Consider the following 23,707-nt stretch of genomic DNA (forward strand, 5'->3'; position numbering starts at 1 on the left):
CACCGGAAACGGTGGCTTTGTTTTTTTAGCGAGCGATAAGACTAAAAGTCTGGGTAGCCCTGTGGGTTATTGGACTGCCAACGCCAAGTATCCGTTGTCATTTCTTCCAATGTTCTCTCTGCTTTCCAATCCAACTCTTTCATTGCTTTTGCAGGATCAGCCCAGCACTCTGCAATATCCCCGGGACGGCGTGCAACGATTTGGTAAGGCACTTGCTTACCTGATGCGATTTCGAACGCTTTGACCATTTCTAGCACGCTGTAACCATTACCCGTTCCTAGGTTATAGATATGCAAACCATCCTTGTGACCAACTTTCCTAAGCGCAGCAACATGACCATCAGCGAGATCCATGACATGAATATAATCACGAACGCCAGTACCATCTTTAGTCGGATAGTCACCACCGAAGACAGACAAACATTCACGTCTTCCAACCGCGACCTGTGAAATAAATGGCATCAGATTGTTGGGAATACCTTGCGGATCCTCGCCTAAGTTTCCAGAGGGATGTGAGCCTACCGGATTAAAATAGCGAAGTAATGTAATACTCCAATCTGGATTCGCTTTTTGAAAATCAGTCAGGCACTCTTCAACCATTAGTTTGCTGCGGCCGTAAGGATTGGTCGCACTGGTAGGAAAATCTTCTTTAATAGGCACACTAGCAGGATCACCATAGACAGTAGCAGAAGAAGAAAAGACGATTGATTTCACGCCGGCTTCGCGCATAGCGTCAACCAGTACTAATGTACCGTTTACATTGTTATCGTAATATTCGAGCGGTTTTTCTACGGATTCCCCCACCGCCTTCAAACCTGCAAAGTGGATGACGGCTCTAATTTGGTGTTCCTTTAAAACCGACACCAACTTTTTTTTATCCCGAATGTCACCTTCGATAAAAGACGGTACTGTCCCTGTTACCTGCTTGATTCTGTCTAAAACAGATCTTTTACTGTTGTACAGATTATCAAAAAGAACAGGAGTCATTCCTGCTTCAATCATTTGAATACATGTGTGGCTGCCTATGTACCCCATGCCACCTGTAACCAAGACATTCATATTACTAACCTTCTGATTAATTTGGCCAAATATTAACGAATATGAGAATTAAAATATAGCTTATTAATGAGAATCAAGCTTGTCTAACTGTCTTCCATCCCACTAAGCGATACATGAACATCAAATGTTCTGTATTAAACACGCTAAACTGTTTTTTGTTCCTGAAATAATGAAATGGATCATTGATTGTTTGTTATTTTTATAAGATGTTGAAAGGATAAGAAACAGCGGAATGGAAGCAATGACAAAGCGCTCGATGACTCTTAATTGCGATATGGGTGAAAGCTTTGGCTCATGGAAAATGGGGAACGATAAAGCTGTGATGCCCTGGATCGACATGGCAAATATCGCCTGCGGCTTTCATGCCTCCGACCCACAGATCATGTCACAAACCATTAAGTTGGCTATTGAACATGATGTTCAGATCGGCGCCCACCCAAGTTATCCTGATTTACAAGGCTTTGGTCGACGTTCAATACCGATGGCAACGGACGAGATCACCAACATGCTAATCTATCAAGTGGGAGCGCTGAAATCCTTAGCGGAAAGCCAAAATGTCCAACTGAACTACGTCAAACCTCATGGTGCTCTCTACAATGACATGATGCGCGATATGTCGATTTTTGATGCTATCGCTGACGCAGTCTCTTGCTTTGACGTACCTTTAATGATGCTTGCGTTCAATGATAACGAAAGGCATTTGGAGATCGCTGATAAGTATGAACTTCCTATCCTGTTTGAAGCTTTTGCGGATAGAGCTTACTTATCAAATGGTTCACTTTCTCCACGCTCGATGACCGGTTCAGTGTTACATAGAGAGGAAGACATACTCGATCAGGTCCGCCAAATCGTCCACTACGGAAAAGTACGCACAATTGACGGCTTTCTCATCCCCATTGAAGCCGACACGATTTGTGTCCATGGCGATAATCAACAAGCCATCACTATGATTCAAAAAATACGAAACATCCTTTAACGCAAGGAGACTGTCGAGTGAATATAGAGACATCTGTCGACCCTGTTGCTGAGTGCTCAATACTCATCCACTTTGAAGCAGAACCTAGCCATAAACTGTCACTCCTCATTGGTGAAATAAGTCACTATCTCACCAATCAATTGGGAGCGATGATTATGAATGTCACCCCTTCCTTTGATTCAATCTTAATTGATTACTTACCGCATAGGGTCTCAATTTTCGAATTTGTCCCTTACCTAGAAAAACTGGTGACTGAAGCAATCAAAGCCCTTCCTGATGATGTTGAGTCACATCATATTGAGCTCCCGATCTACTACCATGATGATGTGGGTCCTGACTTACAGGATTACTATGCAAAAGGCTTAAGCTTAGAAGAAATCATAGATCTGCACACGACCCATGAATATACAGTGGGTGCGATTGGTTTTGCCCCCGGCTTCGCCTTTTTAACTTCCGTCGCAGACTCCCTTCGTTTACCGAGGAAGCCTTCTCCAAGGGTGAAGTTACCAAAAGGCAGCGTAGGGATTGCCAATTCCAATACCGCTGTTTATCCTGCTGAATCTCCGGGGGGATGGAACATCATAGGTAATTGTCCACTTGACCTTTATACTCCCCAAAACTCACCCATTTTGCCCTTTTCAATAGGCACTAAAGTACGTTTTAGACCGATTTCGGAAAAAGAGTTTCTCCGTCTAGGTGGAGAAATCACTAAGGGGTGGCAATGATGATCAACCACGCAATCACCGTCGTAAAGCCAGGGCAACAAACACTCATTCAGGATTTCGGTAGATTTGGTCTGGCACATTTGGGGATTACTCAAGGTGGCCCAGTAGATGACTACGCATATAGTTGGGCTAATCATCTGCTTGGTAACACCACTAATTGCGCTTCTCTTGAAATCACACTAGGTCAGGCGGAGTTTCTTATTCACTCTAAATGCGAAATGTCCATAGCAGGCGGAGACCTTAATGCTCGACTTGATGGTAAGCCTCTCGAAAATTGGTCAACATTCGTTGCTCGCCAAGGGCAAACTCTGACCTTTTCCTTACCAAAAAACGGGCTAAGGGCTTACCTCGCAATCAAAGGAGGCTTTACTGTCACACCTCAACTTGGAAGCTGCGCTACCGTCACTCGAGATCAGCTAGGTGGCAGTCAGTCAGGGAACCCCGTACAAGCAGGAGAAGTCATTGGCTTTAAGCCCCATGATGTTAGAGCGAAGCCTCTACAAATGACGTTTCGGTACAAACCTGACTATAACCTTCCCCTTGAACTAAGAGTCATAGAAGGATATCAAATCAATGACTTTTCCAAGGATGCCGTTAGCTCACTGTACAATCAAGAATTCACAGTCAGCCAATTGGTAGATCGCATGGGTTATCGACTATGCGATAGCAAAGTCATTCCACCAGACAAAGAATATCTTAGTGAAGGCATTGCTTTAGGAGCAATCCAAATCCCGCCGAATGGTGAGCCCATCGTGCTTCTCAATGACAGACAGACTATCGGCGGATACCCGAAAATTGGCTGTGTCGCTCGGATTGATCTACCTCGCCTTGCACAAGCGAAGCCTGGGCAGAAGGTTAGATTCGTCAGGGGTGACCTATTAGGCTTACAGGACGTATGGTGCCAATGGGCAAAGTTCTTTGGCTACTAGTCTATCTTCAAGACAACGTCAAAGCTCCCAATCTCGGGAGCTTCTTGATTATTGACCGTACACGTTAGCCAATTCCTTCGGATAATTCCGCAGGGTCGCTAACTGTTCCGCTTTTGATTCGATATCCTCAGGCTTGAGCGCCATGCTGACAGGGTGCAACGCTTCGATCGCCATTCCTTGATAGTCAAACAACTTCCACTCTTCAACCAGTTTATTAGCCGCTTCAAGTGCAGAAGAACCTTTAACAACTTCGATCCTCGCGTAGTTCCGCCCTTCAAAAGTCACGTCAGCAGCGCGCAGTGTTTCATCATAACCTGGGATTTGTTGGGCCCCAAAAAGAGGCGTACCAAACTCATGAGCCTTCTCGTAACTAGGCACAAATTTCGCCATGTGTTCAATGGCTCGGCGTGTTCTTGATAGAACCACCTCTTCATCCCAGCCCTGTTGAATCTTACGCCGGAGCCTGAGTGGTAATGTAGGCTGCGACGACTCTTCTCCTGAGGCCACCAAGCCATCATCAAACAAGGTAATATCTTTCGTCATTCCGTGGAGTTGGAAAATGCCGTTAGGGTAAGGAGTCAGTTGAGCCATTCCATTTGGAGTTCCCCTTGGACCGTGGAAAATCACCTCAGGCCACAGCTCACAGCAATCATCCCAGCGCGTTACATAAGCAGCTTTGAATTCAACGAGTCGATTGCGCGGAGTTTGAGCAAGATCATCGATGCTTCCCGTCTCATAACCGCATGCGTTGACTAAATAGTCGACTTCCAAAACGCTGGTTACACCATTAGCGCTGATGTATTCCAGTTTCCAGCCACGGTTTGTGTTTTCAAGGCCTATAACTTGTGATTCTGTCAGCAACTGGCAGTTGGGGATCGACTCCAGTGCTAATGTTGCAGATGCAGCGATTCGAAATACACTCCAACCATGTTCCTGCACTGCAACGACTGGAAACTTGAGCGAGTCTAAATCAGCAGATTTAGCAAACGGTATCATCCAATCATCCACATTGCTTGGCTGGCTCGGTTGCTTAAGTGTCGCTAACGCTTCCAGTTCTTCTCGAACATAAAACTTGTAATAGTCTGATGGGGCACCGAGCACTTCATTCGCCGGATCTAAATCGACCAACTCCTGATAGCATCGCTGTATCGTGATTAACCGCTCATACAATTCTTCTGGGCTACCACCATCACTGTATGGCACAGCAATGACGGTTGGGCGACGATTGATAGTATGTGGATAAAGACGTACGGATTCGATGGACTGTTCCAACAGCTCAATGCATTGTGAGGTGGAAATTTCTCTGTACAAATTTCCACCAGCATGCAAATGACAAATAGGTGGCCCACTGATTAAAGTTTTGCCTTTTTCCAGCAACACAACATTTATACCGATTTCTGCCAGATGCAAGGCAGCGGTCGAACCCGCGATGCCCCCACCGATCACAGCGACAGAAGGCGTATCCACTTTCGTTTTTTCAGACTGCATTTATGTTGCTAATTTATTCATTCTCAGCACATTTTACTGAGTTTGCGCGCCCAATAAAATCACATTTTTTGAAGGGGATAAATATGACAATTTCAAGTAAAAAAAATGAAAAAAAACGCTTGACTCATATCTTGTGGAAAGAAGAAAAATTGTCACTGTGAATAACAAGAATCCTCTAAACATTATGCTTATTGGCTTTGGAGGAAATGGGGAGTTATCTACAGGCTAAGTTATCCCAAACTTTATCCACTGTTTTTGTGGATAACTGGATAACTTAGCCACTGATGAGTTAGCTAAACTCTTTATTTATAGGGACTAGCAGCCGTTTTATTAGGCTGTTCACAACCAATGCAAGTGTGCAAAAAGTCACCAAAGGAAGTGCAAACCAGAGTGAAAAATGCAAGTTGGGAGAAAGATCAAAACCAAATGACATAATACCCCCTACCACTGCCTCCGCACCGATTGTTGCGATCAAACCTGCCACAAGAGCCATTAATCCATATTCAGCCCAAATGGTTCGAGTAACCCGCTTTTTACTTGCTCCTAACGTTCGATACAACTGTATTTCCGATTGTCTCTGACCCAAACTGAGACGTAGCAAAGTGAAGATTAACAACACACCAGCAATAACACCTAACGCGGCTAACACAGTAATTGACCAAACGATTTGTGTAAGTAGCTCCTGAATTTTCGCACCCATACTGCGAATATCCATTAGACTCACTGTTGGGTGACTTCTTGATAGCTCATTAAGGACACCATTGTGCTGCTCCTCCACTCTGAAACTCACCAAATACGTTGCAGGAATATTCTTTAAAACGTCTGGAGTGAATATAAAATAGAAGTTAGGCTTCATATCTCGCCATTCAACATGACGAATACTGTTGACGTTCGCCTTCACGACTTGACTATTAATCACAAACGTAAGTTGATCCCCAATTTGAAGTCCAAAGTCTTCTGCGACATCCGATTCGACTGAAACGCCATTGCGGTCAGTCCATTCACCTTGCAAGATGATGTTATGCTCAGGGTTTTCTTTGCCGAAGGTAAAATTAATTTCTCGGCGTAGTACATCACTACCTTCTTCGCCTTGCGCCTTATCTTTAGCATCTTCACCATTTATTTCCGTTAAACGGCCTCTTATGATCGGATAAGCTTTTGAACGCTCAATTTGATGATCGTCTAACGCGCTTATGTAGGCTTCTTTCTCATATGGAGCAATATTTAACGCAAAAGCATTCGGCGCATTCTCAGGAATCGTTTTTTGCCAATCTGACAACAAGTCCGTACGAACCAACCACATCACCGCCAATAACATCAGAGAAAGAGCTAACGCACCGAACTGAATGCCCGTAGCTAATGAAGATCGATTAATACGGCTAAGCGCTAATTTGAAAGATGTTGATAACGGAAGTCGTCCAAGCATTCTGGTCACTACCAAGCTCACCACTGCTAGTGTCACAAACAAAGCGAGCATCCCTCCCAGTACAATCCATACCAAAGTATTCTCTCTGTAAACGAATAACATTGGCACAATGGGAACCAAGATCAGCCAACCCGTTTTGCGGCTTCTTTGTGCCGTTGCTTGTGATTGCATGACATCCATTGCACTAACATTCAGCAAACTGAGTAAAGGAATACCGAGTGCTGGTACTGCGATCAGAATACTGGTGATGATGGAAAGAAACGCTGGTTGAAGACCATAACTCGGCAAGGGGTTTGGTAATAAATCCACAAGTGGAATACGCAGTAAGTACTCAAGTGCAATACCAATTATCACTCCAATAACAGAAGCGCTGCTAAGTAAGATAGTGACCTGAATACCTAACCAACGCCCTATCCAACGTTTACTTGCCCCGAGACTTTTAAGCATCGATATTGTTTTACGGCGAGTGGCAACATAATGCTGGCAGGTCAACACTAGCGTTGTCGCAGCCATGATAACAACAATCGCCACCGTGAGTGACAGGTACTGCTCAGTACGCTGGAATACTTCATTGGTTCGGCTAGCACTATTTTGGTCGCGCCAACGATCACTTGGAGTTAAGTCGATAGCTTGCTTTACCTGCTCTATGTCAGACTCGTCCCCATTGATATACAAACTGTATCGGACACGGCTACCTAGCTGAACAGCCCCAGTTTTTTCTAAATCTGTATTGTGAATGAATGCCGACGGCATCTGCTGGAATGGATTAAAGCTAAGTCCCGGCTCTTCAACAATACGCCCCGTAACCGTGAAATCAGCATCACCAACAGTGACGCTGTCACCAATATTAACCTCAAGTTGAGAAAACAGCCGCTCATCTAACCACAACTCACCGGGGCTAACCGCCTTGTACTTTTGATTGTCATCCGATAGCACCATTTCCCCTCTGAGAGGATATGCGCTGTCTACCGATTTCACGGTAATCAACTTCATGCTTTGATCACTAAATGCCATAGTGGCAAAGCGAGTTTGAGTGGAAGTGGTCAACCCTGCCTCATTGGTTGCTTGATAGAGCACATCTGGGATTGGATTTGCGGTTGCGAACACAGTATCTGCTGTCAACGCCTCTTTACCTTGTTTCACCACAACCTGCTCCATTCGTTCAGCAAGCGCAGTCAAAGCAAAAATACAGGCGATAATTAGTGTTAAAGCAATCGAAACTGGCCATAGCTGCCCATGACGTATCTCACTCAAACTCCATGAAAACAGCCTACGATTTAAGGCTGGAGAATAACTCGAGCTCATTATGATTCCTCCACATGCCCTGCTTGAATATGGATGCGGCGATCACACTGCTCAGCTAACTTCATATCATGGGTAACCAAAACTAGAGTCGTACCGTGCTGTTTATTCAGCTCAAACAGTAATTCAATGACTTTAGTAGCCGTTTGCTGGTCCAAGTTCCCTGTTGGCTCGTCTGCAAACAACACTTTTGGCTGCACCATAAATGCTCGAGCCAACGCCACACGCTGTTGCTCACCGCCAGATAGCTGAGACGGAGAATGATGGATACGGTGCTCCAAGCCCACAGAGGTCAGCAAAGCTTTGGCTCTGTCTACATCTTCATTCTCTCCCTTCAGCAAACAAGGCAGAGTGACATTCTCCAAGGCACTCAAGCTCGGAATAAGCAAAAAGCTTTGGAAAACAAAACCGACCGACTCACTGCGAATCGCAGCTCTCTCCTCATCATTGAGAGTATTGAGGGTTCGTCCTAGTAAATGCACATCACCTGACGTTGGTGTATCTAGGCCAGCCAACAGAGTCATCAACGTAGACTTACCTGCGCCGGATGTGCCAACAATAGCGACGCTTTCAGCTTCCTTAATGTCAATATTTACATTTTCTAGGATTGTTAATTGCTCTTGATTAGTAGAGACTACTTTGGACAGTGATTCAGCTTTAATTACGGATGCATGCATGTTTCGACTACTTTCCTTTGTATTTGTGCTTTTCTTCGTTAACCCAGCAAGTGCGACTAAACTCTTGATTTTAGGTGACAGTCTTAGTGCAGGCTATCAGATGCCAATCGAAAAAGCATGGCCTACATTGTTACCCGACATCATGTCTAAAAAAGGGAAAAATCTGACCGTTATTAACGGCAGTATTTCCGGTGACACTACAGGTAACGGCTTAGCTCGACTGCCCAAACTACTCAAAGAACACCAGCCAGACTCTGTTTTGATCGAGCTTGGTGCTAACGATGGTTTACGAGGCTTCCCACCAAGCCTGATTCAAAATAATTTAACTCAACTCATCAATATGGTACGTGATGAGGGTTCTGAACCTCTATTGATGCAAATTCACGTACTCCCTAATTATGGTAAGCGCTATACGCAGGCGTTCTCAGAGCTTTACCCTGCAACGGCTGAGCGACTTGACGTTCCCTTGCTTCCTTTCTTTTTGGAAGGAGTAATTACAAAACCGGAATGGATGATGGACGATGGCCTACACCCTAAGGACATCGCTCAACCATGGATTGCGGAATTTGTCGCCAATGAATTACTAAATCACCTCTAATTGGTCTAGCTCAATAAACTTTACCTAGCTTTACGTTAATGTGACGAGACTCCGTGTTGAAAAGGAAGTTTCCATGATCATAGAACCCATGATTGAAGGCGTTGTTGCTCGTACCGCTCATCCAACCGGATGCGAGCATTCAGTAATAAAACAAATCGAATATTCACAACAAGCCACTCCAATAAAATGCGGGCCAAAACGCGTTCTTATCATTGGTGGTTCTTCTGGCCTTGGTTTAGCAGCGCGCATAGCACTCACCTTCGGTGGCGCAAACGCAGACACCATTTCCGTTTCATACGAACGAGGGCCCTCCAGTAGATCAGTAGGCTCTGCTGGTTATTTCAATGACATCTTCTTCCAAAAACACGCACAAAAGTCTGGCCGTGTTGCGATCAATATCCAAGGTGACGCTTTTTTACCTCAAACTAAAGCTGAAGTGATTGAAGCCATTGAGACCTATTTTGAAGGTGAAGTGGATTTAATTATTTATAGTTTGGCAAGTGGTGTTCGACCAAAGCCCAATAGTGACGATATGTGGCGTTCGACCATAAAACCGATTGGGCAGGATGTTTCAGGGTCGTCTGTATCTTTGGAGACCGATCAATGGGTAGAAACATCACTTCACTCAGCCAGTGAAGAAGAAACGGAAGCCACGCTAAAAGTGATGGGGGGAGAAGATTGGGAAAACTGGATTGATGCCTTGATCAATGCAGAGTCCATCGCTGAAGGCTGTAAAACTATTGCATTTTCTTACATTGGCCCAGAGTCGACACATGCAATCTATCTCGATGGAACGCTCGGGCGAGCAAAAATCGATTTACACCAAACCAGTCACGCTTTGAATCTTAAAATGGCAAACTTCAGTGGCGGTGCCTATGCCACGGTGTGTAAAGCACTGGTAACCAAAGCAAGTGTGTTTATTCCCGGCCTCACCCCGTATATTCTCGCCCTTTATCGGGTAATGAAACAGGAAGGAACTCATGAAGGCTGCATTGAACAAATGCAGCGCCTTTTCAGAGAGAAACTCTACTCAGGCTCCTCTATTCGTTTGGATAGTGAGCGATTGATCAGAATGGATGACTGGGAGCTGAGCCCAGCTATTCAGAGCCAAGTGAGTGTGTTGCTTGAAAAAATGAACAGTCAGAACTTCAAAGAGCTTGGTGACTATGCGGGCTTTAAGCAAGAGTTTTTGAACATTAACGGATTCGGATTCAGCGAAATAGACTATACCAAACCCGTTGACTTAAGTGATTTTACGCGCTGATTATTCGCCTACCAAGTATGTCTTATTTTTGAAACACACATACAACAAGCGCCCTGCCTTACTGACAGGGCGTTTTTTAAAACGTAGCATCTGCCTTTCTTAATAATAAGAACGAAGGTTGTCTCCCAAGCACGCCTCTTCTCCTGCTTCCTACTAAATAGCGACTATTATTAACATAAGGGCTAGGATTGCCCGGTTAGAAGGCTAAGCTGCCAGGGATAAAAAATGTATGTCAAAAATCAATACTACAAACTTGGTCATTCCTGACGAAATGACCAGTGGTTGGCAAAATATTGTCGACTTGCTCGCAGAGATTGTGTCAGTACCCACCGCATTGATCATGCGTATTTACCCACAACATATTGAAGTTTTTTCGTCAAATAACAACGGAAACCACCCTTATCGTGTGGGTGATTCAGAAACGCTGGGGCAAGGCCTGTACTGTGAAACCGTTGTCAATGAACAAAGTCAGCTTATTGTACCAAACGCTGAGATAGACCCTGCATGGCAAGACAATCCAGACATCAAGTTTGGACTGCTGGCTTACTGTGGTGTTCCTATTAACTGGCCGAATGGCGATACTTTTGGCACCATCTGTGTACTCGACAATAAAGAAAACCACTTTTCTGAGACCTATCAGCAATTGATAGAAAGTTTTCGTGACTCTATCGAATCACAGCTAAAAACACTCTATCAGCATGAAAAGCTAAAACACCTCAACTTAGAGCTCAAATCAAGAGTACATACTCGCACTCAGGATCTTGTAGATCTCAACTACTCTCTGAATCAAGAGATAGATAAACGGCGCGCCGCTGAACAAAAAATTCGCTACCAGCAAAGACATGACTTGGGTACTGGCTTTTTAAACCGTTCCGCACTTGAGCATGAAGCGGAACACTTTATTAAAGATGTGGGAATCAGCCCTTCGTTACAGGCGGCAGCTATCCATATTGGTTTTACCAATGGTCGCAGAATCCAGTCAAAATATGGCTACAGTTCATGGGAAGATGTATTAATTCAATACCGAGAAAGGCTGGGTGATTTAAGCCAGTATCAGATTCTAACCGCTCGCCCCACTTCCACCAATTTAGTATTACTGATTGAGTCATCTCAGCTCGACGTTGACTTAAACATTCTCAGCCATCTACTAGTCGAAGTTAGTCAATCTGAATTTGATATTGATGGCGATATTCTTCACCTTAATGCGTATATTGGAATCAGCACAACCAACGACACACTTTGCCCAAAGAACTTACTAAAGTACGCTTCTGAAGCGATGCAATCGTGTAAAGATTCAGGGCATAAATTCAGTTACTACTCACAAGCGATCGCTGATATTCAGAAGCACATAAATCAGATGGAAAGCTATTTATTGCAAGCAGTACGTAATGATGATTTATTGCTCTACTTCCAACCGAAAGTGTCACCGACGACACATAAATGGACAGGCGCTGAAGCTCTACTGAGGTGGCGTCACCCTATTCTGGGTGATATTTCCAATGAAACTCTTATCCATATGGCCGAGCAAAACGGGCTAATCTTTGAAGTTGGCAGTTTCGTACTTCAAGCCGCTATTCAAAAAGCCGCTGATTGGATGGAACATGTGGACGATTTTAAAATCGCCGTTAATATTTCAGCGATACAGCTTAAAAACCCGCATTTTATCGAGCAAGTTGAAGATCTGCTCAACGCCTACCAGCTACCAGCTAAGTTTCTAGAACTTGAGATCACTGAGAGTGGTTTAATTGATGATGAAGTCACTGCGCGAAATACTTTACTTGCTCTGAATAATCTAGGTGTAACGCTGTCGCTCGATGATTTTGGAACTGGTTATTCTTCCTTTAATTATTTGAAAAAGTTTCCATTTGACGCGATTAAAGTTGATAGAAGCTTTGTTCAGCAATTGGACGACAGTGAGGAAGATAAAGAAATTGTCAGGTCAATCATTCATGTTGCCAAAAAGCTCAACTTAACCGTCACCGTTGAAGGTATAGAGAGCGAAAGTCAAGAGAGCTTTATCATTAAAGAAGGCTGTGAATATGGGCAAGGTTACTTCTATGGCAAACCTATGCCATGCGATGAGTTTGAAACCAGTTTGCTCAGCCAAAATTACCCCAGTCATACCAACATGACTTATCAGTAGCTTAACCCTTTACTCTGTGGCGAGCGATTCTTATAATCCTCGCCTTCATTTTATCTCGCTTGAGAACGTCTTATGGACCAGCTAACTGCTACGCTAAAAAAAATCGAAAAACAGAATTATCGCGCTTACCAGCAAATCAAAGGTCAGTACGACTTTAGCGATTACACATTCTATATCGACTATGTTCAGGCTGACCCTTATGCATCAGCTTCTCGCGTACGTGCTATCCGTCCTTGGTCAGTTACTGGATTACAGTGGTTACGTGATAAGTCTCAAACGTATCAAATGGCTGCTCGCGACTTTATTGCACGAAGCTTTGCCGAGTTTGCTAAGCATGAAAACAGCATCAGTATCGCTTTAACCGGACAAACCGTTTTGGATAGCACCGCTGTGTTGTTTACTGAAGCTGGCATCGAGCTCAGATTCCGCGTTAATCTTCCGGCAGAAGGCCGTTCAGTGCTGGGCAAAAAAGCCAACAATATTCTGACATTCCATCTTCCAAAGTTTATTCGACGTGCAACCCTAGAACGTGAGTTAGATAAAGAAGCCCTAATCCATCATTGCGAAATCGTTGAAGATCAGGAATTTATTCGTAGCAAGCTTGATGAGCTTAACCTACTTGCTTTTGTGGGTAACGGCTCTGTATTACCTCGTGTCGCTGGCAACTGTGATTTGCCGATGAAAGACGCCGTTACCCTTAAAGCTCCTGAATCTTTGCAAGTCAGCTTTACAACGCCAAACCAAGGCATTGTCCAAGGCTTGGGTATTAAAAAAGGCATTACTTTGATCGTCGGTGGCGGATTCCATGGTAAATCCACTCTTCTTAACGCCATTGAGCGCTCAATTTACAACCACATCCCTGGTGATGGACGTGAACTTGTAGTGACAAACCTGAACGCCATGAAGATACGTGCGGAAGACGGTCGCTGCGTGCACAATCTCAATCTTTCCAACTATATTAATCACCTTCCGATGGGCCGTGATACCAAAGACTTCTCCACTCAGGATGCATCAGGTTCAACCTCTCAAGCGGCCTGGCTGCAAGAGTCTATTGAAGCAGGTGTGCAAGGCATTCTAATTGATGAAGATACGTCTGCAACCAACTTTATGATTCGCGATGAACGTATGCAGGCTCTGGTTAGCAAAGGGGATGAACCAATCACCCCTTTAGTTGATCGTATTGGGCAGCTTCGCGATGAGCTAGATATATCGACTGTTATCGTCATGGGGGGATCTGGTGATTACTTGGATGTCGCTGATACCGTGATTCAAATGCACGATTACCAAGCCGTAGATGTCACCGAGAAAGCCCAGCAAGTGGTAGAGCAACATCCAACAGAGCGACATAATGAGTCAGAAAATGCTCTAAGGACATTCCGACCAAGAGCGCTCAACAGAGCAGCATTGCAAAAAATACTGGCTGATGGGAAATTCCGTGTGTCAGCAAAGGGCATAGACTCTCTGCGTTTTGGTAAAGAATTTACTGACCTCAGTGCGTTGGAGCAGATTGAGTCCAGCTCAGAGATCAACGCCATCGGTTGGCTGTGGTTCCAATTAGCACAATTGCCTGGTTGGTCTGAAAACCCTGCAAAAGAAGTCCAACAGATTTTACAGGGCGACTGGTGTCAAAACATGCCGAATCAAGGCGACCTTGCTAAGCCAAGAACTCTTGATGTCATGGCCGCGCTAAACCGGATGAGAAAGTCGCATTTTAAAGCGACATCGTAATGAGATAGTCTGGAAAGACTCCACGTAAAAAGCGCCTTGATTGGCGCTTTTTGTTAGTGTCTGAGTACATGCCATGCTTCACAAAGCACTCGAAAACGCTCACTATTGCCGTTTTCTCTGTCTGGATGCCACTTAAGCGCGAGTTTACGCCATGTTTTACGTATTTCCGTTTGGCTAGCGTCGCGCGGTAACTTGAATAAGGACAGTGCTTTAGCACGGTCCATATCATCATTTGTACTGCCTACAAACTCTCGGTATCGAGTCCAGAATTCATTCAGTAGGCGTTTAACCTCACCCTCTTCTGCTTCATAGTTGTGCCAATCTAGATAATAATCCCGCAGCGGATCCTCATGATCCACTTCATGACCAAACACTCGTGACTGAGGCATTAAGACAATGTCCATCGCCTGCACCTGTAACCAATTATCTGGATATAAGGTTTCCTGAAGCTGATACAGAGCATTCATGATTAAGAAATTGCGCTTGAAGAGATCTTTTTCCGGTAAACCATCAAGTACAGGTAACAGTTCGAGCTCACTGAGGTGGGAAGATAATGTATGAACTTTCCATCCTGAAGGCTGCTTTCTGAGGATTTCCATGATAGGCCACAGCAGAGGATTCTCCATATACTGCTGGAACTGGGCCGCGACTTCCTGATGCTCGTTCATATCCACTCACTAGGGGTTTATTTTTAATAAAAATCCAAAATGGCCCGTTTGTCGAGCGAATATCTTAGATTTAAGGATCGTGACCCAAAAAAAGAGCCAGCGTTTGCTGGCTCTTTCTAATAAACTGGCTGTTAGATAACACCTAACTCACGTAGTCGTTCCATCAAGTAACTGTCGGCTGTATGACGTTCAGACAATACCACTTCTGGTTTAGGATGCAAAAACAAAGGCAATGAAATGCGCGATGTTTCCTGACGTTCACCAGTAGGGTTAATCACTCTATGCGTCGTCGATGGAAAGTAACCACCAGAAGCTTCTTGGAGCATGTCGCCAATATTGATGATTAAATTACCAAAATCACACGGCACATCAATCCAAGCGCCATCTTTACCTTTCACTTGCAGGCCTGGTTCATTTGCCGCTGGAAGAACGGTTAACAGGTTAATATCTTCATGAGCTGCAGCGCGGATTGCCCCAGGCTCTTCATCACCTGTCATTGGTGGGTAATGAAGGACACGAAGCAGCGTCTTATCACTATCCTTGATCATTTCAGAAAGCGCTACAGAAAATTTTTCTTGTACCTCTTTCGGTGCATATGCTTCAACCCAGCCTAGTAATTCTTGAGCAAATTGATTCGCACGATCATAGTAATCCATGATCTGCTCTTTAAGCTCTTCTGGCATCTGCCCCCAAGGGTAGATATGGAAATACTCCTTGATATCTTTAACTGTGTGGCCTTTTGCAACTTCTGAAACGGAAGGTGGGAAGTAACCATCTTGAGTTTCAACATTGTAGGTAAACTCGTTCTTACGCTCCGTCATGAAGAACTGATACCAGTTCTCATAGATAGATTCCACAAGCTCTTTTGGAATCGGGTGATTTTTTAGTACACCGAATCCAGTCTCACGAAGTGAGGTGACAAATTGCTGAGCAGCATCTTCAGCTAAATAATCGACAGTTTCCAGTTTCATGGCTTTACTTTTATTGTTTATGTAATAAGTGAGTTTGCGATTCTAAGTGTGACATATAGGTAAATCAAACTTTGATGAAATGAAAACGTTTGTTTGAGCTCTAAGTGTGCGATATTTATGTCTTTCAACATAAATCGTTAAACACTTATTACCGGAAACATCTCAACCCACAATTGAACAATGTTTTATTGAGTGGCATGATTACGTTACGAACTGAATTAGGAAAAGTCTAATGAATCCAAATAAAGCTTCATTTTCAATATTACATTGGTTAACAGCAGCCTACGCTTTAGTTTTCTTATTTTCTGCTATATCCCCTTCTTCGTACCCAGTATGGATAGCAGAGATCATTCCTGCATTAGGAATCCTTGCCGTTATTTGGTGGGTCTCTAGACGCTTTCAGTTTTCCAACACTGCCTATTGTCTAATGTTTATCTGGCTAACCCTGCATACCATTGGGGCGAAGTACACCTTTGCTGAAGTACCATTCGACTGGTTTAACAACTTAATCGGTTCCGAAAGAAACCATTTCGATCGTGTCGCACACTTCTCTATCGGCTTATACGCCTACCCAATTGCTGAATACCTAATCAAAAAACAGCTGATGAGCATAAAGCTAGCCATGGCTTTCGCTCTTTTCGCAATAATGTCTCTTGCTGCAGGGTATGAAATTATCGAATGGTGGTATGCTGCCCTCGCAGGCGGGGATGAGGGCATTGCTTTTTTAGGCTCTCAAGGCGACATATGGGATGCACAAAAAGATATGTTAATGGATACGCTTGGTGCATTACTTTCATTAACCTTGCTTGCGTCTCAACAGCGGGTGCTCTCTTCTATCCAAGTTAGGTAAGGGTTAAACCCTTCTGTAAACGGGACTTGAACAACCTGAGGTACCTCATAATTGTGATTAGAAACAATTACTTGTTCAAGTTCCGCATAGCACGCTTTCTTGGTTTTCATGATAAGTAGCGTTTCTTTATCGTTGCAGATTTTTCCTTCCCAAATGTAATGACTTCGAATCGGCATTGTCTGAATGCAGGCTGCTAAGCCTTTCTTAAGCGCAGACTCAATAATTTGCTGAGTAATGCTGTCACTATTTGATGTAGTCAGAGTAATACAGAATTGCCCACTCATAATTCGTATATCCTTATTTCTTAACAATGACTGGATAGTCATTCTCCACCAGCTCTTTGACAAAGCTTGAGCCAGATCCAGTGTAAGTCACCCATACTTTTTTCTTGGCACGCGTCAAAGCTACATAAAACAGACGCCTCTCCTCGGCATAGGGGAAGGTCTCACCAGTTTGGGTTAAAGCACCATCAATGTGCAAGGCTTTAACCCGAGCTGGAAACTGCCCTTCATCTACAGAGAGAACAATAACAAAGTCTGCCTCTTTACCTTTACTAGCATGGCAAGTCATAAACTCAATAGACAGCAAGGCGAATTGTTTTTGCCACTCAGAAAGCAGTTCAGGTTTATGATAATGATTTCTGCCAAGCATCAATACGGTCTGAGTACTTTTCGCTTTCCGATTAAGCTCATCTAAGATTTTTTCAACAGAGTTACTTGGCGCTAGTGTCACCGCTTTTGATTTCTGCTCTTTGTGACTTTTCAGCTCTTTTTCCAACTGGGCAGGGTTTTGCTGTATAAATTGATTTGCAACTTGCCCTATCTGATTATTAAACCGATAGGTCGTATCAAGATAATGAACGGTTGAGTGCGGGAAGCGCTCAGAAAAACCCGTCGTCAGGTCAACATCGGCCCCAGCAAATTCATAAATCGACTGCCAATCATCACCAACGGCAAACAACACACAGTGTTGATCGTTCACGTGCTGACATAATGCTTCTACCAAGGCTAAGCGTTGTGGTGATATGTCCTGATACTCATCAATCATGATGTACTTCCAAGGCGCTTTGAACTTACCTTTCATAACATATTGGGTCGCTTTGGTGATCATGATATTAAAGTCGATATGTCCTTCGGCCTTCAACATCTCCAACCACGCCTGATAACAAGGCCAGACAAGCGAGAGTTCGCTGTTCAATCTGGTGTAATCGTTGTGATCCACTAATTTCTGTTGTATCTCTTTCTTAGTGCATCCCATTGATGACAACTGATTCAGCTGCTTATTTAACCAAGCAATCAGTTTCGGGTTCTCTACATGACTGCCGAGCTCATCATCACCTGCTAAATAAGCAATAGGCCATTTTTGAAGATGCTTTTGCCAGCGTTTAAATGCCGTTGGTGTCATCCAATGTTTCTTGAGCCAGTCGATGCACCAAGCATTTTTAAGATTGTCATCTAAAGCAATAGGAGAAATGATGACAGGTTCATTCTCTACTTGATTTAGAATTTTTAAGCCCAGTTGGTGGAACGTATTTACCGTGACGTTTTCAGCACTGAGCCCTATCTTGGTCTCAAGACGCTGTTTCATCTCCTCAGCGGCATCGCGGCCAAACGCCAACATCAGTATGTCTTCAGCCTGCGCAAGGTGGCTTTGTAGTAGGTAAGCAACCCGTGCAGTTAAAACACTGGTTTTACCTGAGCCCGCACCTGCAAGAACAAGGTTGTTGTCGTCATTAAGCAAAACCGCTTGTTGCTGGGAAAGATTCAGTGGAGAAGACTCTATCTGTGAAAACAGTACTTTCCAATTGTCTAACTCAGTCACCATCCAGTTTTGATTACGTTCGGCCATTACCTCATCGGTTTGCTCTATCCACGGAATAATACTGGACATCCTTTCTGGCATCCTGAGAACGGCATCTTCTAGGGTCATTTCCATAGAAGAGAAGTCTTGATTCAGCTTATCAAGCCAACTATTCACGGTTGAATGTGTCAGAAATGCGGGCTGACGTTCAAAACCTCGAATCTCCATTTCCCACTCGGGTAAGAATTTATTGAGCTGAACACATTGATGCTGGTGCCACTTTTGATACGCCGCGACAGCGAATCTAGCGAAATCTCGACAGCGTTCCCAGGGAAGCCCTTGGATTAGCCAAGAACGCTGAACCCCACCTTCAGAATGAGCGAAAAACTGTAAGCCCCCCCAAAATAATCCTCGCTTAAGCTTCACTTTACCATTCCAAACATTAAACGGAATTCTCTCTTCGCAAGCTTTGGAACTGAGTACGAGGAAATCAGACTCGAGGGAAACCTGATGATATTCATTTTGAATTAAATATTGTGCAGTCTTGTTGGCAATTAGCTGCATTCTTGCTTGTCCTTAAATTCAATTGCCGACATCATAACTCAACCGGATTGAAGAATGAAAAGATCCTGTCAATATCTATTGTTATGCTCACGATGTAGAAAAGGTAATCAAACAGACCCGTTTCTTTACCTGTATCAGAAGTTTACCATTGACTATTAGTTACAATAGTCAATACAAAGCCACACAAAGAATCGATAACGTGCAATTTATCAGTCAACTCCGCCTTTACTGGGTTAATAAGACCATAAACTACAGCCTGCTTATTTTGGTGACCTTATTGGGTGTTGTCATCCCAAGTTGGTATTACCCGATGGACGCTTACATTATTCCTCTCATTCTAGGCGTAATTGCGGCAGCACTTGCAGAAAGTGATGATAAATTTACCGGCCGACTCATCTCTATCACCTTAACATTGGCATGTTTCGCTATAGCGTCGTTCTCGATTGAGCTGCTATTTGATACACCGACTCTGTTTGCGGTTGGCCTGTTTGTATCCAGCTTTGGTTTTATTATGCTGGGCGCTATCGGCCCCCGATATGCCAGTATCGCATTTGGCTCTTTGCTCATCGCTGTCTACACCATGCTTGGAGCTCATGAAAGTACGAGTGTTTGGCTTCAGCCTTTGATGTTACTTGCTGGGGCATCTTGGTATTTTTTCATGTCTATACTCTGGTCCTCACTTTGGCCAATGCAGCCTGTCCAACAAAGTTTAGCAACTGTATTTTTACAGTTAGCCAATTACTTAGACTCTCGCAGTCAGTTATTTCACCCAGTGACCAACTTGGATCCTCAGCCTTATCGTCTAAAAGAAGCCACACTCAATGCCGCAACCGTAACCGCCTTAAACCTATGTAAGGCGACATTATTGAGTCGTTCTAATCGCGGACATGTTGATGGGGCTAGCGACCGTTTCCTCAACATCTATTTCCTCGCTCAAGATATTCATGAACGAGTCAGCTCCAGTCATTATCGTTATCAAGAGCTTGCCGAACACTTTGAACGCTCAGATGTTTTATTCCGCTTTAAATACTTGTTAGAAACACAAGCCAAAGCATGTCGAGAGATAGCTCAAGCTATTCGATTAGGCAAGGAATACCAACACAGTGGAGAGTCCGTCGTCGCACTGGATGAACTGATGAGTTCATTGAGTCATTTACAAGAGCAAAACAACCCCAAATGGAAATCTCTTCTTAATCAACTTAATTATCTATTCAATAACCTTGCGACAGTAGAAAAGCAGCTGAGTAACATCAGTAATCCAGATGCTGAAGCACTTGAAGAAGATGTACTCGATGATACTGAAGCACATACTCTCAGTGCTATGTGGATGCGTATCACTTCCCACTTCAACAAAGATTCAATGTTATTTCGCCATGCAGTGAGAATGTCTATTGCCCTAACCCTGGGTTACGGCATTATTCAAGCTTTTGATATTGAACGGGGCTACTGGATATTACTGACGACACTATTCGTTTGTCAGCCTAACTACAGCGCCACACGGCAAAAGCTTGTCGCCAGAGTACTCGGCACCCTTGCAGGCTTACTGATAGGGGTCCCGCTGCTGACTTTTTTCCCTTCACAGGAAAGCCAGCTGGTATTCATTGTTATCTCTGGTGTTGCCTTCTTTGCATTCAGGCTAGCAAACTATGGTTATGCTACAGGGTTTATTACCGTATTAGTCCTGTTCTGCTTCCATCAACTTGGTGAGGGGTATGCGGTTGTCCTCCCTCGCTTAGCCGATACGATCATTGGCTGCGCATTAGCTGTGCTCGCTGTCGCCTTTATTCTGCCTGACTGGCAATCTAAACGCTTACATAAAGTTATGGCGGACACGATTCAGGCTAACCGCCACTATCTTGCTCAGATCATTGGTCAATATCGGATTGGTAAAAAGGATAACCTAACCTATCGAATCGCTAGACGCAGCGCCCACAATCATGATGCGAACCTGACTAACGCTATCAGTTCAATGCTGGCAGAGCCTGGACGTTATCGCTCTGCTGTTGATGAAAGCTTCCGTTTTCTTACATTAAGTCATGCTCTGCTGAGTTATATTTCCGCGTTAGGAGCGCACAGAACAAGAATCAGTGACGAGGAGACACACAAACTGGTGCTGGATGCACACCGTGTCATTCATCAGCATCTAGAGGTGTTATTCACTCAATTGAACGATCACTGCAATAGCTGTGATACCAGTGATATCGATGATCCTGCACTTGAAGCGAGGTTGGCAGAATGGCGTGAAGAGGATGACAACTCAGCCAAAATGGTATTGCAGCAGTTATATTTAATCTATCGAATGCTTCCCGAATTACACTCCTTAGCAAGTAAATTTGCTGTCCGTGTCAATCAGTTGGATACTATCGATAAAAGCTAGTAATCATAAGGGGCCGCAACGGGTACACCCTCACGTTTCTCTAACACTCCCTGACATTATTCGGACATAATTTGACCTCTTTTTCATAAACTGTATTCAGATAATTCTTACGGGAGTAAGAAGATGGAAAGAAGCAGCTCTTGTTTTTCGAACCGGCCATCTAGATTGATTCGAACGCAACATAATATGAATACAAAACAATTTGAACTGTTCAAAGAACAGATAAAAACACTAACCCCTCATCAACTACGTGCATTGAGAGGTGAAATTACACAAACGTTGGAAGAGTCCAGCTGTGTTCTGGTTACAGATGAAGAGCAAAAACTGATCGCAAGTCTGTTTTCCTAGCACAACTTGCTGAAAACGCAAATGCACCTTAAGCTTAAATATGTAGGGGGTGTTTATGTCCGTCTCATTAGTCCAGCCCAGTTATCAACTGATTGAGCAGTCATCGAAAATGGCTGAGGAGGCTGCGCACGAAATCAACCAAGTTCCGCTTACCAACCCTATCCAAAAAGACGAATCTTACGAATTCAATAAAGTCGAATTTAAACAACCAGAACCTTCCCAAATCGAGCCAATGCTGAAACTGACACAAGCAGAACAGTACAGCCGCATTGGCACGAATATGCTGCAAAGAGATCAGGAGATGATAGGTACTCTGCTCGATATTCATGTGTAGTTATAAAAAGCAAACAGTTATTGTCTTCCCGCTCAGAGACGTTAGAATCCACTGATAATTTTATATTTTGTTTTCGCCATGCCCAAAATCAATTTGTCTCGCCGTGACAATAATCCTGTTTTCAAACAAGGGCCACAATCCGATCAACTCGAGCAACAACTTAGCCCGCATTTCGAACACCCAGCCATGCGTTTAACACCAAGCCCGTATATCTCAGAGAGAAATATAGCGAAACGTTGGGAGAAACTCAGCACGTTAACAGCGAAGGAAGTATTACTCGATCCGGTAACGGCTCAACATGCTGACGTTTACAACAAGAACATTGAGCATTTCATTGGAACAGTAAAACTCCCTGTGGGAGTCGCTGGTCCCTTACGTGTCAACGGCCTTTATGCCAACCAAGATTATCATGTACCGCTCGCTACAACCGAAGCTGCTCTTGTCGCTTCATATAACCGCGGTGCTCAATTGATTACAGCAGCCGGTGGCGCGAGTGCGATGTTACTCAACGAAGGCGTGACCAGAACGCCCGTGTTTGAATTTCAACATCTTGCCGATGCTGGCCAGTTTGTCGCTTGGGTAGTGACTCAATACGACCACTTTAAGCAAGTGGCAGAATCAACCACATCGCATGGCAAACTACACGATATCAACGTCAATATCGAAGGCAATCACGTTTATCTGATTTTTGAATTCCACACTGGCGATGCATCCGGACAGAATATGGTCACTATCGCAACCAACGAAGTGTACAACTACATATTGGAGCACTCCCCCATAGCGCCTCAGGAATCTTTTCTTGATGGCAACCTATCAGGAGATAAGAAGCCCAACACACACACTTTACGGCATGTTCGAGGAAAAAAGGTCACGGCTGAAATCCAGCTCACCAAAGCGTTAGTTGAAAAGTTTCTTCATACCACACCCGAAAAAATGGTTAAATTTGGTCAGATGACATCTACCGGCGCAGCTTTGAGCGGGTCAATCGGCGTGAATGCGCATTACGCGAATGCTCTTGCCGCTTTATACATCGCCTGCGGCCAGGATGCAGCGTGCGTTTCTGAATCAGCAATAGGCATCACACGTATGGAGCTCAATAAACAAGGAGATCTCTATGCGTGTGTGACTTTACCCAACATTATGGTGGGTACGATTGGCGGAGGTACCAGTCTTCCTAGCCAAAAGGCCTGTTTAGAACTTCTCGGGTTACATGGCACTGGTAAAGCGAAAGCACTGGCTGAAGTCGCCGCTGCACTTTGTCTTGCTGGTGAACTTTCAATTGTCGGTGCATTCTGTGCTGGTCATTTTTCGAGAGCACATCAAAAACTCGCACGATAGCTTTAACCTCTTTTTACGTAGCCCTCGCTTTGTCGAGGGCTTTTTTGTTCCTACATTTTCTTTTCACCAAAAAACATTCGTTTTACTTTCGAAACTCGCTCCTTTGAATGATCCAGATCATATTTATTTGCGTAAAGACTAAC

20 protein-coding genes are annotated in these 23,707 nt (G+C 44.1%); 12 read left to right on the forward strand and 8 right to left on the reverse strand.

What is annotated here, in order from left to right; translation table 11 throughout:
* Positions 1–41: 41 nt before the first annotated feature.
* Positions 42–1,058, reverse strand: coding sequence for a UDP-glucose 4-epimerase GalE (gene galE, locus CTT30_RS19525; protein WP_252036717.1), 1,017 nt, complete (start codon positions 1,056–1,058; stop codon positions 42–44).
* Between the two features lie 241 nt (positions 1,059–1,299).
* On the opposite strand from galE, the gene CTT30_RS19530 reads away from it, so the two are divergent.
* From CTT30_RS19530 to CTT30_RS19540, 3 genes are read left to right on the forward strand one after another with little or no spacing between them, the layout of a single operon-like run.
* Entirely contained in the window at positions 1,300–2,034 is a 735-nt protein-coding gene (locus tag CTT30_RS19530) for a 5-oxoprolinase subunit PxpA (RefSeq protein WP_239875107.1), read from the forward strand.
* A 17-nt stretch (positions 2,035–2,051) separates the two neighbouring features.
* Complete coding sequence (locus CTT30_RS19535) at positions 2,052–2,759, forward strand: 5-oxoprolinase subunit B family protein (protein ID WP_252036718.1); 708 nt, start codon at positions 2,052–2,054, stop codon at positions 2,757–2,759.
* Complete coding sequence (locus tag CTT30_RS19540; RefSeq protein ID WP_239836262.1) at positions 2,756–3,688, forward strand: 5-oxoprolinase subunit C family protein; 933 nt, start codon at positions 2,756–2,758, stop codon at positions 3,686–3,688. Before CTT30_RS19535 ends, CTT30_RS19540 begins: the two co-directional genes overlap by 4 nt.
* Positions 3,689–3,736: 48 nt before the next feature.
* Here the strand turns inward: CTT30_RS19540 and CTT30_RS19545 are convergent, their stop codons facing one another.
* The 3 genes from CTT30_RS19545 to CTT30_RS19555 all read right to left on the reverse strand — a co-directional run bounded on the left by CTT30_RS19545 (position 3,737) and on the right by CTT30_RS19555 (position 8,581).
* Positions 3,737–5,176 carry an FAD-dependent oxidoreductase gene (locus tag CTT30_RS19545; RefSeq protein ID WP_252036719.1) on the reverse strand — a complete coding sequence of 480 codons (1,440 nt, stop codon included), beginning with the start codon at positions 5,174–5,176 and terminating at the stop codon, positions 3,737–3,739.
* A gap of 289 nt (positions 5,177–5,465) precedes the next feature.
* Positions 5,466–7,907: an ABC transporter permease gene (locus CTT30_RS19550; protein ID WP_252036720.1), complete on the reverse strand. Its 2,442-nt coding sequence runs from the start codon at positions 7,905–7,907 to the stop codon at positions 5,466–5,468.
* Positions 7,907–8,581 carry an ABC transporter ATP-binding protein gene (locus CTT30_RS19555; protein WP_239836259.1) on the reverse strand — a complete coding sequence of 225 codons (675 nt, stop codon included), beginning with the start codon at positions 8,579–8,581 and terminating at the stop codon, positions 7,907–7,909. The genes CTT30_RS19550 and CTT30_RS19555 overlap by 1 nt, the downstream gene beginning before the upstream one ends.
* On the opposite strand from CTT30_RS19555, the gene CTT30_RS19560 reads away from it, so the two are divergent.
* The 4 genes from CTT30_RS19560 to CTT30_RS19575 all read left to right on the forward strand — a co-directional run bounded on the left by CTT30_RS19560 (position 8,580) and on the right by CTT30_RS19575 (position 14,314).
* The gene (locus tag CTT30_RS19560; protein ID WP_252036721.1) at positions 8,580–9,179 is read left to right on the forward strand and encodes a GDSL-type esterase/lipase family protein; all 600 of its coding nucleotides are present in this window, start codon (positions 8,580–8,582) and stop codon (positions 9,177–9,179) included. The genes CTT30_RS19555 and CTT30_RS19560 overlap by 2 nt on opposite strands.
* Before the next feature lie 73 nt (positions 9,180–9,252).
* Entirely contained in the window at positions 9,253–10,443 is a 1,191-nt protein-coding gene (gene fabV / locus CTT30_RS19565) for an enoyl-ACP reductase FabV (protein ID WP_252036722.1), read from the forward strand.
* A 229-nt stretch (positions 10,444–10,672) separates the two neighbouring features.
* Complete coding sequence (locus CTT30_RS19570; protein WP_252036723.1) at positions 10,673–12,586, forward strand: sensor domain-containing phosphodiesterase; 1,914 nt, start codon at positions 10,673–10,675, stop codon at positions 12,584–12,586.
* 72 nt (positions 12,587–12,658) lie between these two features.
* On the forward strand, positions 12,659–14,314 hold the full coding sequence (locus CTT30_RS19575) for an ABC-ATPase domain-containing protein (protein ID WP_239863992.1): 1,656 nt from the start codon (positions 12,659–12,661) through the stop codon (positions 14,312–14,314).
* A gap of 53 nt (positions 14,315–14,367) precedes the next feature.
* On the opposite strand, the gene CTT30_RS19580 is transcribed toward CTT30_RS19575, so the two are convergent.
* Together CTT30_RS19580 and CTT30_RS19585 are read right to left on the reverse strand one after the other, a co-directional pair.
* Entirely contained in the window at positions 14,368–14,982 is a 615-nt protein-coding gene (locus CTT30_RS19580; protein WP_252036724.1) for a DNA-J related domain-containing protein, read from the reverse strand.
* Positions 14,983–15,113: 131 nt separating this feature from the next.
* Entirely contained in the window at positions 15,114–15,953 is an 840-nt protein-coding gene (locus CTT30_RS19585; RefSeq protein WP_239836253.1) for an isopenicillin N synthase family dioxygenase, read from the reverse strand.
* A gap of 232 nt (positions 15,954–16,185) precedes the next feature.
* On the opposite strand from CTT30_RS19585, the gene CTT30_RS19590 reads away from it, so the two are divergent.
* Entirely contained in the window at positions 16,186–16,803 is a 618-nt protein-coding gene (locus CTT30_RS19590) for a DUF2238 domain-containing protein (protein WP_252036725.1), read from the forward strand.
* Here the strand turns inward: CTT30_RS19590 and cutA are convergent.
* Positions 16,767–17,087 carry a divalent-cation tolerance protein CutA gene (cutA, locus tag CTT30_RS19595; protein ID WP_239863989.1) on the reverse strand — a complete coding sequence of 107 codons (321 nt, stop codon included), beginning with the start codon at positions 17,085–17,087 and terminating at the stop codon, positions 16,767–16,769. The genes CTT30_RS19590 and cutA overlap by 37 nt on opposite strands.
* A gap of 13 nt (positions 17,088–17,100) precedes the next feature.
* Positions 17,101–19,167 carry a DNA helicase IV gene (gene helD / locus CTT30_RS19600; protein WP_252036726.1) on the reverse strand — a complete coding sequence of 689 codons (2,067 nt, stop codon included), beginning with the start codon at positions 19,165–19,167 and terminating at the stop codon, positions 17,101–17,103.
* Between the two features lie 199 nt (positions 19,168–19,366).
* Between helD and yccS the strand changes: the two genes are divergently transcribed.
* From yccS to CTT30_RS19620, 4 genes are all read left to right on the forward strand, one after another.
* The gene (gene yccS / locus CTT30_RS19605; RefSeq protein WP_252036727.1) at positions 19,367–21,544 is read left to right on the forward strand and encodes a YccS family putative transporter; all 2,178 of its coding nucleotides are present in this window, start codon (positions 19,367–19,369) and stop codon (positions 21,542–21,544) included.
* A 186-nt stretch (positions 21,545–21,730) separates the two neighbouring features.
* A complete protein-coding gene (locus CTT30_RS19610) occupies positions 21,731–21,892 on the forward strand; it encodes a hypothetical protein (protein WP_252036728.1) in 162 nt (53 codons plus the stop codon).
* A 55-nt stretch (positions 21,893–21,947) separates the two neighbouring features.
* Complete coding sequence (locus CTT30_RS19615; RefSeq protein ID WP_239836247.1) at positions 21,948–22,226, forward strand: hypothetical protein; 279 nt, start codon at positions 21,948–21,950, stop codon at positions 22,224–22,226.
* A 78-nt stretch (positions 22,227–22,304) separates the two neighbouring features.
* The gene (locus CTT30_RS19620) at positions 22,305–23,564 is read left to right on the forward strand and encodes a hydroxymethylglutaryl-CoA reductase (protein ID WP_252036729.1); all 1,260 of its coding nucleotides are present in this window, start codon (positions 22,305–22,307) and stop codon (positions 23,562–23,564) included.
* The last annotated feature ends 143 nt before the right edge of the window (positions 23,565–23,707 follow it).

Source organism: Vibrio coralliilyticus, assembly GCF_024449095.1.
GTDB lineage: Bacteria > Pseudomonadota > Gammaproteobacteria > Enterobacterales > Vibrionaceae > Vibrio > Vibrio coralliilyticus_A.

Bases quoted from the DNA above. Each gene is read 5' to 3' on its own strand.
- CTT30_RS19540 (WP_239836262.1), top strand. From the start codon at position 2,756: ATGATGATCAACCACGCAATCACCGTCGTAAAGCCAGGGCAACAAACA.
- galE (WP_252036717.1), bottom strand. From the start codon at position 1,058: ATGAATGTCTTGGTTACAGGTGGCATGGGGTACATAGGCAGCCACACA.
- CTT30_RS19560 (WP_252036721.1), top strand. From the start codon at position 8,580: ATGTTTCGACTACTTTCCTTTGTATTTGTGCTTTTCTTCGTTAACCCA.
- CTT30_RS19545 (WP_252036719.1), bottom strand. From the start codon at position 5,176: ATGCAGTCTGAAAAAACGAAAGTGGATACGCCTTCTGTCGCTGTGATC.
- CTT30_RS19610 (WP_252036728.1), top strand. From the start codon at position 21,731: ATGAATACAAAACAATTTGAACTGTTCAAAGAACAGATAAAAACACTA.
- CTT30_RS19585 (WP_239836253.1), bottom strand. From the start codon at position 15,953: ATGAAACTGGAAACTGTCGATTATTTAGCTGAAGATGCTGCTCAGCAA.
- fabV (WP_252036722.1), top strand. From the start codon at position 9,253: ATGATCATAGAACCCATGATTGAAGGCGTTGTTGCTCGTACCGCTCAT.
- CTT30_RS19575 (WP_239863992.1), top strand. From the start codon at position 12,659: ATGGACCAGCTAACTGCTACGCTAAAAAAAATCGAAAAACAGAATTAT.
- CTT30_RS19555 (WP_239836259.1), bottom strand. From the start codon at position 8,581: ATGCATGCATCCGTAATTAAAGCTGAATCACTGTCCAAAGTAGTCTCT.
- CTT30_RS19570 (WP_252036723.1), top strand. From the start codon at position 10,673: ATGTCAAAAATCAATACTACAAACTTGGTCATTCCTGACGAAATGACC.
- helD (WP_252036726.1), bottom strand. From the start codon at position 19,167: ATGCAGCTAATTGCCAACAAGACTGCACAATATTTAATTCAAAATGAA.
- CTT30_RS19580 (WP_252036724.1), bottom strand. From the start codon at position 14,982: ATGAACGAGCATCAGGAAGTCGCGGCCCAGTTCCAGCAGTATATGGAG.
- CTT30_RS19615 (WP_239836247.1), top strand. From the start codon at position 21,948: ATGTCCGTCTCATTAGTCCAGCCCAGTTATCAACTGATTGAGCAGTCA.
- CTT30_RS19620 (WP_252036729.1), top strand. From the start codon at position 22,305: ATGCCCAAAATCAATTTGTCTCGCCGTGACAATAATCCTGTTTTCAAA.
- CTT30_RS19550 (WP_252036720.1), bottom strand. From the start codon at position 7,907: ATGAGCTCGAGTTATTCTCCAGCCTTAAATCGTAGGCTGTTTTCATGG.
- CTT30_RS19530 (WP_239875107.1), top strand. From the start codon at position 1,300: ATGACAAAGCGCTCGATGACTCTTAATTGCGATATGGGTGAAAGCTTT.
- CTT30_RS19590 (WP_252036725.1), top strand. From the start codon at position 16,186: ATGAATCCAAATAAAGCTTCATTTTCAATATTACATTGGTTAACAGCA.
- cutA (WP_239863989.1), bottom strand. From the start codon at position 17,087: ATGAGTGGGCAATTCTGTATTACTCTGACTACATCAAATAGTGACAGC.